The sequence below is a fragment of the Actinoplanes sp. KI2 genome (genome assembly GCF_025630775.1).
Classification (GTDB): domain Bacteria; phylum Actinomycetota; class Actinomycetes; order Mycobacteriales; family Micromonosporaceae; genus Actinoplanes.
In genome coordinates this window covers 112,505-123,694 of the sequence record NZ_JAOSZE010000034.1, presented here as the reverse complement: position 1 = coordinate 123,694, position 11,190 = coordinate 112,505, and the positions used below count along the sequence as shown (strand labels likewise).

Below are 11,190 nucleotides of genomic sequence, written 5' to 3'. Positions count from 1 at the left end.
CAAGATCGAAGGCGGCCCGGAGGGCGGTGAGGGCGATGCTTGGATCGTCGTCGAGTACGACGGCGTTGCGAATGGTGTCCATGGCTGCGATCAGCGGATCGGCGTGGCGTGCCTTCACCACCGTGTGCATCGCGAGGATCGCCGGCTCGATCCTGGGAGGTTCGGCACTGCCCAGCGAGACGATCGCGGAGTAGGTGAGGCTCTCCCGCGGGACGTTGCGCCAGTGCGCGAACGCCGCGTCGAAATCGGTAAACCAGGGTGGCGGCGGATCACCGCGTTCCAGTGCGGTCACCCCAGCCTCGACCCAGTCGGTGGCGATCATGCCCGAGCGAGTGCAGCAGTACCGTGCCGCCCACACGGCCGTCCGCCGCTGCACGTCCGGCCCGGCCTCAGCGATTCGGTCGATGAGGTCGCGATCGTAGGGCACCAGCCCGAGGGTCCTCATCTGCACCTCGGGTTCCAGCAACCGCTCGTCGGTGGGGATCCGGCCGCCCCACGTCCGCTCCAGGTCCTGCCTTTCCCACTGTGCTTCCTGCCGCTCCCGCGCCTCGCGCTTGCGACCGACGGCGGCACGCTCGGCCGCGGGCGGCGGGGGCGGTAGGACCACGACATTCTGCAGCTCGGGGAAGTCGCGCTGGAGATCCGCGAGCATCTGGGAACGACTCCCGGCCTCAGCATTCCCCGCCCTGGCCAACATCCAGCACAGGTCGGCCACCGGTCCCTGCGAATCCCACTGCACTACCAGCGCTCGCGCGACGTTTTTCCGCTGGCTGCGGTCGTCGCGCATCCACACCGGCAATACCGTTCGCAGGTACGGGTCCATCCGCTCCTCAACCAACCGGACGTCTGCCGGCGGCACCGCCTCGCCGCGGCGCACGAGGTCCCCGATCGGTGTGAACCACGGCTCGTCCAGAATCCCGGCGAACCGGAACGGCCTTTCCCATGCCCACCTGGTCATCCGCTCGATCAGCTCGGCAGGGGCGTGGGCGATCGCCATGGCCACCTCGGGATCCTCGTCGAAGAGCCCTGTCCCGGCGGAACCCAGCGCTTTGACACGCCGGTCAGTGACCCCACGCTCACCCCACCGGTCGAAGTCGTCGTCGACCCACCCCTGTGGATCCTCCGCAAATGCCGCCAGTTCTTCGCGCACCTCGGCATACCAGGGCTCCACCGCGACAGTGCTGCCAGGCCCCCTACCCCGGCACAGCGAAACATCGCGTGCTCCAGGAACTCCGCATCCCAATGCACACCGGTGACCCGTGCCATCAACGCCAACGTCCGCTCCCGAAACACGTCATCGTAAGCTTCGGCGTCGGGCTCCAACACGAAGCCGAGTTCGGCCAGCACTCGGTCGAGCCGCGTTCGGTCACTGCCGGACCGCTCCGATGGGAATCCCGGGTCGAAGCCGACCAATTCGCGGCCATCGACGGCCCAGAAGAACCTCGGTGTGGTGTTCTCGTTGTAGTAGAACGAGACCATCTCGCCCGCCGAGGACAACCCCTGTACCACCGCGTCGTCGGTGCAGAGGAACCCGTTCGGTTCAATGATCATCACCCAGTCGCCGGCCTGCGTAACCGCGACGTAATCCAGCCCGCTCGGATGGGTGGCCCCGCCCTCGTCAACCCTTTCCTGCACCGCCTCGGACGCCCCGACAGCAGCCTCGGCGGACACGATTGACACCGGGTCCGCCCCGCCCAGCCGCGAGACCACCTCGTCAGGCCCCAGCCCACGCACGAACGTCAGACAGGCGTGGACGTGCACGCGCTGCTCACCGTCATCGGCAACCTGGTCGACAACGCCATCGAGGCGCTCGGCCGCCGACCCGGGCCCCGGGAGATCACGCTGAAGCTCGCCGATTCCGACGGCCTGCGTCTCGTGGTCGCCGACAACGGCCCCGGTATCCAGGCAGCGCAGGTCGAGGACATTTTCCAGGACGGCTATTCCACCAAGGCCACCGCTAGCAGCGGCCGCCGAGGACTCGGCCTGGCCCTGGTGCATCGGATCGTGCACCGGGCCGGCGGCACCATCACGGTCACCAGCGAGGGCGGCACCTGCTTCGAGGTACGGCTCCCCGCGCAGGCCATGGAGGCCGCCCGATGATCCGTACGCTCGTGGTCGACGACGACTACCGGGTGGCCCGCGTGCACGCCGCGAGCGTCGAGCGGGTGCCGGGGTTCACCTGCACCGGGCAGGCCCACTCCGCGGCCGAGGCCCGCGCCGCCATCAAGGCGGAGCCACCCGACCTGCTCCTCCTCGACATCTACCTACCCGACGAGGACGGCCTGTCCCTGCTGCGCTCGCTGCACACCGCACCCACAGCACCCGACTGCATCATCATCAGCGCTGCCCGGGACCTGCAGATGGTGCGCTCGGCAATGCAGGTCGGCGCGGTGTACTACCTGGTCAAACCGTTCGGCTTCCACCAGCTGCGCGACCAGCTGGAGGCCTACCGCCGATGGCGCAACCGGGCCACCACCGAAGGTATCGCCGACCAGGCCACCGTCGACAACCTGTACGGCCTGCTGCGAGCGTCCTCGTCCTCGGGCGCGGCCCGGCGGTACCTCTCCCCCACCGCGCAGAAGGTCCTCGACGTGGTGCGGTCGGCGCCGCAGCCGGTGGGTGCGTCGCAGATCGCCGAGCAGCTGGGGGCCAGCCGGCCCACGGTGCAGCGGTATCTGGCCAAACTGGAGCGGCAGGGAATGATCGAGCTCCATCTGGAGTACGGCGCCACCGGCCGCCCCAACCATCTCTATCGAGTCGCCGGGACCTCCTGATCGCCAGGACAAGTCGGTGGCCAGGTCATAGCCGTAACGCCACCGGGGCGGCTCGGCGGACAGCGCCAGCAGAACATCGACCGTCTGCGGCGAAGGGGGCGGTTACGCGGCACCGACGCTGACTCGACTCATGTAGTTTTACCCGTCAAGTGGTGTCCGCCCACGGGCCGACCCGGTCGCCGGCTTCCTGACCTGCGCGATGAATGAGCTAGCCCTCGGCACAGCCGCCCACACCTGGATCGTCTGGTGCGGAAGCAGCCGCTACACCCGGTCGATCCGCTTCTCCTCCGCCAGGTGGTCGTCGTTGGCCGGCACCGCTAGACCATCGGGGGCCGCCGGTACCTCGATCTGCCGGAGCCGGACCGGGTGGTCGGCGCCGTGCTCGAGGCGTCGTCCGCGCACAAGGGCCGCACCGGCCGCCACCATCTGCGCGCCTGCTGCCTGACCACCGGGCTGCCGCTGGCGCGGGCTGACGAGGTGCTCGACCTGGTCGGCCTCGGCCCGGCGGCGGACCGCCGGTTCAAGGGGTACTCGCTGGGCATGAAGCAGCGCCTCGGCATCGCCGCCGCGATGCTCGGCGATCCGCAGGTGCTCATCCTCGACGAGCCCGCCAACGGCCCCGATCCCGAAGGCATCCGCTGGATGCGGCATTTTCTGCAGGGCCTGGCGGCCGACGGCCGGACCGTACTGGTCTCGAGCCACCTGCTCGCCGAGATGCAGGCGCTGGCCGAGGACGTGGTCATCGTGGCGGCCGGCCGGCTCGTCCGCCACGGCCCCGTCGCGACGGTGCTCGCCTCGGTGGGCGGCGACCAGGTCAAGGTCAGCACCCCCGAGCCCGACAAGCTCACCGCCGCCCTCGCCGCAGCCGGCGCCACCGTCACCGCCGACGGGCCGACCGGCCTGCGGGTCAACGGCACCACCGCCGCCGCCGTCGGGGATGCCGCCCTGGCAGCCGGCGTACCCGTGCATCACCTGAGCACCGAGAGCCCCGACCTCGAAGACGTCTTCCTCGACCTCACCCACGCGAAGGCAGCCATCCGATGAGCCGCACCGCCCCCGTGCTCCGCCTCATCCGCGCGGAGCCTGGTACGCGCTGTGCCCGGCGCGCTCCCCGCGTTGCTCGACGCCGGTACCGAGGTAGCGGGCGCGTGCAGGGCATCGGGGCATCCACGTTCCTGCGGTCCCGCCGGCCTTTTCATGGCCGGTTGCCGGTGGAAGTCGTGCGCCGCGGTCGCGCCGAGTACGTCTGTTCCCCGGTGACGATGCTGTGGTCGAAGCGGGGCGCGTAGAAGTTGGTCATGCACTCGTCGTACGTCTGGCAAACCTTGTTGTCGTAGGGGGCGTAGGCGAGGAAGATGCCGAGCTTGGTGTCACGTACGGCGTCGGCGAGATTGGCCGGCTGATTCTCGACCGGATAACCCATGTACCCGGTGATGCGGTGAGGCAAGGCGTAGGCACGCTGCGCGGCGTAGGTCAGGTAACCGACCGTGTGGTGGTCGTTGTGGTCACCGTCGCCGTAGTGGCCGACGAAGTCGAGGGTACGAATCTCGTCGGGCCGGTAGTAGTTCATAAGCGCGGTGAGCGTCGCGACAAGCGTCTTCTTGGTGTACGTGTCACGCAGGTCGACGGTCCGCAGCGCAGGCAGTTGTCCGTTCCACAACCGCTCCAGGCCGTACACCGGGCGGCCGTACGGGTTGCCGTGCGCGTCGGGCAGCCGCATGAACAGCAGCTGGATCTTGCTGTTGTGCAGCCAGTACCGGGTGATCGCGTGGCCGGCCGCCACGGCGGTGTCGTGGGTCCAGTCGCCGGGCAGTCCGGCTGCCGTCGCATACGCCGCCATCGACCCCGACTCGCGTCCCTCCCAGTAGCTATAGGGACGGCCCGAGTCACCGGCCGTGACAAAGACCGTCACCACGCACCGGCCCGCCGCGACGTCGTCGCTGACGGAGGGGTTGAGGAACAGCAGGTCGTCGTCCTCGTGCGCCACGACCGACATCGTGCGGCCGGTACACGCCGGGGGCGTAGCGGTGTTCTGCCCGGAGGAAGCCCGGTCAGCAACTCCGACGGTCGTCCCCCGCTGGTCATCACCGCTGATGAGCACCCAGGAAGGCGCGGCCGCGGCAGGCTTCCCGACGGGCGCCGGCGCGACCTGCGTGCCCGGCGGCACCGCCCCACAAGCCGCCAATGAACCTACCGAGAACACCCCCGCGGCTAAACTCAGGACGCGACGCCGGCTCATGCGCTTTCCCTCACCAGGTTGAACTCCGTACCGGATGTTTCGGTCGGCGCAGCGGACCCAAGACAGCAATCCTTTCGGCACTACCGAACCGCAACGCCAACGGTTGCAGCGGGTGTGCTCGGCCGACCTTCGGCCTCGAACGCCCGGTGAACGACTGACGCGACGCGTCACGCCCGGAAGTGACCGGCTCAGCTCCCATCCAGCCGCGGACCGACGGGCCCGGTCAGGAACCGGTGATCGACCAATGCCAGGCCTCGGACGGCAGGTTCTTGAACCCGTACGCGGCCGCGTGCGCCGTCAGCCAGGCGAACGCCGGAGTCGACCGCGTGATCGTCTTGCCGCCCGCGGAGATGTCGACCGCCAGGCCGATCTCGTGCAGCGAGCGGCCCGGGATCGCGGTCGGAACCCGGCACGACGACGACGGCGCGGTCCACACGTCGGGGCACCCGTTGATAGTTCGCAGCTCGATCTGCCGCTGCTGGGTGCGGAACCCGCCACCGGACATGACGACGCCCTGCGCCTTCGCGTCGTCGATCATGCGCTTGAACGCGTACGCGACGGCGTTGTTGACGGTGATGCCGTACACGGTGGTCGTGTCGGCGACAGTAAAGCCGGCGCGGGTCTGGCTGACGACGTCCTGGCTGACCGCGGCGGCCTGCCGGGCCAGGTCGGCGGGGGTGCCGACGGCGGCGAGTTTCAGCTGGGTCTGCGCGGCCGCAGCCGACGCCGTGTCGCGGGCGGCGACCGCGGTGCTCAGCCCGGTAGTCGCGGTCTGCACGCCGGTGCGGGCTTGCTGGAGTACGGCGTCGGCCTGCGCGACGCGTGCCCGGGCGGCGTCCAGGGCCTGCACGGCTCCCTTGACCGCAGTGGTCGCCCTCGTGACCGCGGCGGCGCGGCGCGGCTTCTGCTTCGACGCGCGGATCGACGTACCCTTCGCCGCCGCGAGTGCCTTGTTGGCAGTCGTGAACCTGGTGCGCGCGGCCGTGTCGGCGGAGGTCGCAGCGGCCACCTGGGCCTGCGCTGCGGTGAGCGCCGACTGGGCGACGACGACGGCGGCGGACTGGGTAGCGACGGCGGTCGTCTGGGTGGCGAGGACCGTGTGCAGCTGGGCGGCGGTCGCCGTCGCAGTGAGGCTGCGGTACATGAGCTGCGACCAAGAGGCGGCGGCCGGGCCGGCGGGCGCCGGGCCTGGGGTAGCCGCCCCTGCGACGGCCGGCGTGCCGGCGACGCCGAGCGCGGCGACGATCGCCGCGGCGACCAGCCGGCGAGTACGGGTACGGGTACGGGTCGACTGCTCGGGTCGGTTCGCCACCTGGCTTCGGCTCCTCGCGCACACTCGGGTCGGTGTTTCTCGCCCGAGAGTGTGAAGAACGACAGATGCAGCACCGATCCGCCACGGTTGCAGGCCGGTTGGAACCGTCACCCGGAATCCGTCGATCCGATCGTGCCGGACACGTTAACGCCCTGCTGCGACAGAACGGCGGTGGCGGCCTCTCATCCCCACTCTCGGTTCGCGGAGCCTTAAGGCGCTCGATGTCCCACGACCACACCTGGTTCGCCTCGTCAGCCACGAGTTCGGGCTTGGTGCGGGCGGGCCGAGTGGCTTGCGCCGCCGGTGGGCGGGAACCGGTACATCGTGGACTGTTTGGCTAGCTGCGGCATAGCCGGGAGCTCGGACTTCGGCGCCGGCAACTTGCGGACGATCTTGGGGGTCGGCTTTCGGGCACCGGAATACTCGTCCAGCGACGACGCGCGGTCGCGCTGTTGTCGCACTCCCCTGGGCCAGACGCTTCTACGCTATATGTCTGGTATATCGGTAAAGGGTGCGTGATTGCCGGGGCGCCGTTGAGGTGAACGCAGTGGAGGCGCTATGCGGCCGGCGACTTCATACAGACCCGAGACGAGATGTGGAGGCGGGGTGCCTGATCCCTGCCGCGGTGCCGGCCAGGGTCACTCCGGTGGACCGTGGCGTCGTACGAGGGTGCCTGAGCCTCACGCGGCCGCGCGTCATCGGACGGTCGTGGCAATCGTGGTGGTCGCGGTGTGGGCTGGTCTGGCCGGGCTTCTCGTGCTGTGCGGCGACGCCGTCGGCCATGCGCCCCGCGGTTCTGGAGCTGGATGCGCGTATCACCGCGTAAGCGCGTTTGTTCCCGTGCTCAGCGAGTACCTGCTCGTAGTACGCAAGCATGGCGTTCATCTCCTCGACCACGCCGTCCACTTCATCGAGTGTGTGTGATCGGCCGGCTCGCTGCGCAGCAAGCGGGCAGCCCTTTCGAGCTGCGTCCGCATTGCCGCGAAGGTGTCACCTTGGATATGGAGCGCCCTTCCTGCCTTGGACGCTGGCGTGGCGCACGTCGATCCTCTTGTGCTGCGTGCGGCGTTGTCGGCCTACCTGTGTCTGTTCATCACCACACTGCTTCTCGGCCCAGAGCGGTTGCAGCGCGCGGCTAGCATCCGTGCTCGCCCCGGCGGCGTCAATTGCCGGCGCCGAGGTTGGCCATCATCGCGGCCGGGTAGCGGTCGCCGTGTGCCGAGCCGGCCGGCACCGCCTTCTCGATCTCGGCCAGGTCGTCCGCCGAGAGCGTCAGGTGGGCGGCGGGCAGAGCCTCTTTCAAGCGATTGCGGGTACGGGCGCCGACGAGCGGGATGATGTCGTCGCCCTGGGCTGCCACCCACGCGATCGCCAGCTGGGCCACGGTGCAGCCCTTCGCCTCGGCCACCCGCCGCAGCGCCTCCACCAGGGCCAGGTTGTGCTCGACGTTGTCGCCCGAGAACCGCGGCATCCGGCTGCGGTTGTCGCCAGGCTGCGCTGCGGCGTTTTTCCAGTGCCCGGAGATCAGGCCTCGGCTCAGGACGCCGTACGCGGTCATCCCGACACCCAACTCCCGCAGCGTCGGCAGCACGTCGGCCTCCACCCCGCGCGAGATCAGCGAGTACTCGATCTGCAGGTCGGCAACCGGGTGCACGGCGCACGCCCGGCGGATCGTCTTGGCGCCCACCTCGGAAAGGCCCACGTGCCGCACGTATCCGGCTTCGATCATCTCTTTGATCGCACCCACCGTGTCCTCGATTGGCACGTCCGGGTCGAGCCGCGCCGGCCGGAAGATGTCGACGTAGTCGACGCCCAGCCTGGTCATCGAATGGATCAGGAAGTTCTTCACCGCCGCGGGCCGGCTGTCCTGCCCGAGGAAGCCGCCGCCCGGCGCGAGGAGCGCCCCGAACTTGACGCTTAGCAGGTAGCTTTCCCGCGGCCGACCGCGTAGCGCCTCGGCCAACAGCATCTCGTTGTGCCCCGCCCCGTAGTGGTCGCCGGTGTCGATCAGCGTGAGCCCCGCATCTAGCGCCGCATGCACGGTCGCGATGCTCTCGGCGCGGTCGGAGATGCCATACACACCGCTCGTCATCCCCATCGCGCCCAGACCCAGCGCGCCGACGGCCGGACCGGTCTGTCCCAAGGTTCGTTTCCGCATGTCCCCACCCTGCCTCGGGGTGCGGGCGGCCGGGAGCGGACCGCATATCGTGGGAGCGCGGCTCCCTGTTTTACCCCTCGCGCACAGGGGAGCATGGACAACATGCAGCGTGAACAGCTCGCCGACTTCCTGCGCCGCCGCCGCGCGGCCATCCGCCCCGCCGAGGTGGGCATCACCGACGGCCCCCGCCGCCGCATCGCAGGCCTGCGGCGCGAGGAGGTCGCGATGCTGGCCGGCATGTCGGTGGACTATGTCGTACGCCTCGAGCAAGGCCGCAGCAGTCAGCCCTCCACTCAGTTGCTCGGCGCCCTGGCCCGCGCCCTGCGCCTGTCCGACGACGAGCGCGACCACCTGTTCCACCTGGCCGGCCACCAGCCCCCACCCACGGACGGCATGGCCCGGCTCGCCCGCGCCGGCCTGGTCCGCATGCTGGATCTGCTGGGCGACACGGCCGCCCTGGTCGTGTCCGACCTGGGAGAGGTGCTGGCTCAGACCCTGACCTCCACGCTGCTGACCGGCGATCACACCAACTTCACCGGCGACCGGCGGTATCTCGCCTACCGCTGGTTCACCGAACCCGACTCCCGCCCCCTCCACCCACCCGCGGAGCAGGACCGACATTCCCGCCAGCTGGTGGCGGATCTGCGTGCCGTCGCGGGCCGCCGTTCCGGCGACCCGACAGTTACCGGGTTGATCGCCCGGTTGGATGCGGCGAGCCCCGAGTTCCGGCGGCTATGGGCCGAGCACGAGGTCGGCATCCGGCGGGCGGATCGCAAGACGCTCGTGCACCCCCGCGTCGGACCGATCCTGCTGGACTGCGAGACGCTGGTGACACCGGACCTGGGCCAGGAACTGCTGGTCTTGACGCCGGCGGACGCCGAGTCCCGCGAGCGCCTCGACCTGCTGCGTGTGCTGGGCACCCAAGAGTTCACTGTGGGCTGACCGGCAGCGTTGCCACCGCACCGTTTGACCCGGGCAGCACCGACGCAGAGCATCCATGGGCGTTACGCGTTGCCCGACCAATCATTGTGACGCTGTGATCGATGGCTCGCCGAAAGCTGACTTCGCGGTGATCCTGTGGGTGCCGAAATCCTCATCCGCTCTGGTCACGTCATACTGGGCCGCCGACTCGGGGTGCCGCGGCCCGGAGCGGAATCCGGTGGCCAGCCGTCGATGGTGATCAGCGCCGGGTGCTGCGCGAGGATGACTTTGCTGTTGCTTCGGCTGGCCTACTTCGGCGTGACCAATGCGCTCGCTCTGCTGCGGCTGTTGCCGATGAGCGACCGCGACAAGGCCGCCGAGATCCTCGCCTTACGCCACCACGTCACGGTCCTGCAACGTCAGCTGCACGGCGATCGGGTCCGTTTCGCCTCTGCCGGCCGGGCCTGGCTGGCCGCCCTGCGGCACCCTCTGGGTGCCGAACGTCGACTACGGCTCTGACCTGGCACCTGCGTTACGGGCTCTCGTGCCGCGATGTCGAAGAGCTGCTCGCCGAACGCGGGATCGAGGTCGACCATGTCACGGTCTACCGATGGGTGCAGCGGTTCACCCCGCTGCTGGCCGATGCTGCCCGGCTCGGCCGCCACTCACCCGGTGACCGATGGTTCGGAGAGGGGGGCTTGGCTGCTCAAGCGCCCGGGCATCGAGACCAGGACCGGGCTAGGCTGCATGAGTGGGCGAGCTACCGCCGGGTGGTATGGAGGTCGCCGTTGAGATCGGGCAGATTGCCGCTGGGGCGGGCCGGATCGAACAGCGGGCGGAGTCGCTGCTGGAAACGCTTCGCCGGCTGGTTCCGTTCCGCGCTGCCGGAATCTTCCTGCTCGGTGGGGAACAGGGTCGGCTCACGCCGGTCGCCGATCAGGGCTACGACGACGCGGTGCGCGCGTTCATCACCAGCCGAGCCAACAGCGATGAGATCGAAATGCTGGGTTTCAACCGGGCAAGCGTGCCGCTGCGGGTGCAGGACCTTCCGATCGCCCGCGAACGGGTACGAGGCTGGGCGGAGTACCTGTCGCCGGCCGGGTTCCGGGAAGGCCTTGGCGTCGGCCTGTTAACCCCCCGACGGCCGGCATCTGGGGTTGCTGGGCCTGAACACTGACACCGAGCGCCATCCCACAGCGGCGGCACGCGATTGGATCGGCAGGCTGGCCCCGCTGATCGCGCAGGCCCTCGACCCGATGCGGTCGGCCGTCACCTTCCTCTGCCCGTTCGCCGCCGACGGTCCCCACAGCGTGCGGCGGATCACCGTGCTGGGCTGCGGCGGACACCCGCCGGGCCACCTGCGCGGGATCGTCGTGGTGTCCCCGCCCGGCGACACGCAAGGGCTCGACCAACGCGAACTGGAGATCCTCGGCCTTCTCATCGACGACTGGTCCGACCAGCGCATCGCCGCAGCCCTGGACCTGCCGACCCGCACCGTCGCCGAGAGCGTCGAGCGCATCCTGGCGAAGCTCAATGCCCCCACCCGGATCGTGGCCACGCTGCGGGCACTCCGCCGAGGGCTGTACACGCCGCGGGCACTCATCCCTGACCGCGCATGAAGAACGGCTTCGGGAATGACGTGGATCTCGCCGAACAGTCGGCGGACTTCGTTAACGGTGATCGCGATCAGGTCGTCCGAGGTGGTGATGCTGACGGCTGTCGCGGCGGCGAGGAACACGTCAGCGGCGATGACCGGGATGGTCCAACGGTCCCAGGCACCACCTGG

At 69.6% G+C, this 11,190-nt stretch carries 12 protein-coding genes and 2 pseudogenes; 9 read left to right on the top strand and 5 right to left on the bottom strand.

Annotated elements, in window-relative coordinates; genetic code table 11:
* Both ODJ79_RS32295 and ODJ79_RS32290 read right to left on the bottom strand, forming a co-directional pair.
* Nucleotides 1–1,003: hypothetical protein (locus ODJ79_RS32295; RefSeq protein ID WP_263027408.1), on the bottom strand; the 1,003-nt coding region annotated here is incomplete at its 3' end.
* Complete coding sequence (locus ODJ79_RS32290; protein WP_263027407.1) at nt 967–1,761, bottom strand: DUF6461 domain-containing protein; 795 nt, start codon at nt 1,759–1,761, stop codon at nt 967–969. The genes ODJ79_RS32295 and ODJ79_RS32290, both read right to left, overlap by 37 nt.
* Between ODJ79_RS32290 and ODJ79_RS32285 the strand changes: the two genes are divergently transcribed.
* From ODJ79_RS32285 to ODJ79_RS32275, 3 genes and pseudogenes are all read left to right on the top strand, one after another.
* A complete protein-coding gene (locus ODJ79_RS32285) occupies nt 1,750–2,100 on the top strand; it encodes a sensor histidine kinase (protein ID WP_263027406.1) in 351 nt (116 codons plus the stop codon). The genes ODJ79_RS32290 and ODJ79_RS32285 overlap by 12 nt on opposite strands.
* A complete protein-coding gene (locus tag ODJ79_RS32280; RefSeq protein WP_263027405.1) occupies nt 2,097–2,774 on the top strand; it encodes a response regulator in 678 nt (225 codons plus the stop codon). Before ODJ79_RS32285 ends, ODJ79_RS32280 begins: the two co-directional genes overlap by 4 nt.
* A 321-nt stretch (nt 2,775–3,095) precedes the next feature.
* Nucleotides 3,096–3,818, top strand: a pseudogene (locus ODJ79_RS32275) (ATP-binding cassette domain-containing protein); the annotation flags it as partial.
* 151 nt (nt 3,819–3,969) lie between these two features.
* Here ODJ79_RS32275 and ODJ79_RS32270 read toward each other — a convergent pair.
* Both ODJ79_RS32270 and ODJ79_RS32265 read right to left on the bottom strand, forming a co-directional pair.
* On the bottom strand, nt 3,970–4,761 hold the full coding sequence (locus ODJ79_RS32270) for a PIG-L family deacetylase (protein ID WP_263027404.1): 792 nt from the start codon (nt 4,759–4,761) through the stop codon (nt 3,970–3,972).
* A 475-nt stretch (nt 4,762–5,236) separates the two neighbouring features.
* Entirely contained in the window at nt 5,237–6,325 is a 1,089-nt protein-coding gene (locus tag ODJ79_RS32265; protein ID WP_263027403.1) for a M15 family metallopeptidase, read from the bottom strand.
* 708 nt (nt 6,326–7,033) lie between these two features.
* Here ODJ79_RS32265 and ODJ79_RS32260 point away from each other — a divergent pair.
* Nucleotides 7,034–7,249 carry a hypothetical protein gene (locus ODJ79_RS32260; RefSeq protein WP_263027402.1) on the top strand — a complete coding sequence of 72 codons (216 nt, stop codon included), beginning with the start codon at nt 7,034–7,036 and terminating at the stop codon, nt 7,247–7,249.
* Nucleotides 7,250–7,487: 238 nt separating this feature from the next.
* On the opposite strand, the gene ODJ79_RS32255 is transcribed toward ODJ79_RS32260, so the two are convergent.
* Nucleotides 7,488–8,483 carry an aldo/keto reductase gene (locus ODJ79_RS32255; protein WP_263027401.1) on the bottom strand — a complete coding sequence of 332 codons (996 nt, stop codon included), beginning with the start codon at nt 8,481–8,483 and terminating at the stop codon, nt 7,488–7,490.
* 102 nt (nt 8,484–8,585) lie between these two features.
* Here ODJ79_RS32255 and ODJ79_RS32250 point away from each other — a divergent pair, with 102 nt between their 5' ends.
* From ODJ79_RS32250 to ODJ79_RS32235, 5 genes and pseudogenes are all read left to right on the top strand, one after another.
* Nucleotides 8,586–9,425, top strand: a complete 840-nt coding sequence (locus ODJ79_RS32250; protein WP_263027400.1) for a helix-turn-helix transcriptional regulator — start codon at nt 8,586–8,588, stop codon at nt 9,423–9,425.
* Nucleotides 9,426–9,686: 261 nt separating this feature from the next.
* A complete protein-coding gene (locus tag ODJ79_RS32245; protein ID WP_263027399.1) occupies nt 9,687–9,923 on the top strand; it encodes a hypothetical protein in 237 nt (78 codons plus the stop codon).
* Nucleotides 9,869–10,090, top strand: a pseudogene (locus ODJ79_RS47260) (hypothetical protein); the annotation flags it as partial. The gene ODJ79_RS32245 and the pseudogene ODJ79_RS47260, both read left to right, overlap by 55 nt.
* Before the next feature lie 65 nt (nt 10,091–10,155).
* Nucleotides 10,156–10,581, top strand: coding sequence for a hypothetical protein (locus tag ODJ79_RS32240; RefSeq protein ID WP_263027398.1), 426 nt, complete (start codon nt 10,156–10,158; stop codon nt 10,579–10,581).
* Nucleotides 10,562–11,023 (top strand): helix-turn-helix transcriptional regulator, encoded by a 462-nt coding sequence (locus tag ODJ79_RS32235; RefSeq protein WP_263027397.1) that lies wholly within the window; start codon nt 10,562–10,564, stop codon nt 11,021–11,023. The genes ODJ79_RS32240 and ODJ79_RS32235 overlap by 20 nt, the downstream gene beginning before the upstream one ends.
* Nucleotides 11,024–11,190 lie beyond the last annotated feature (167 nt).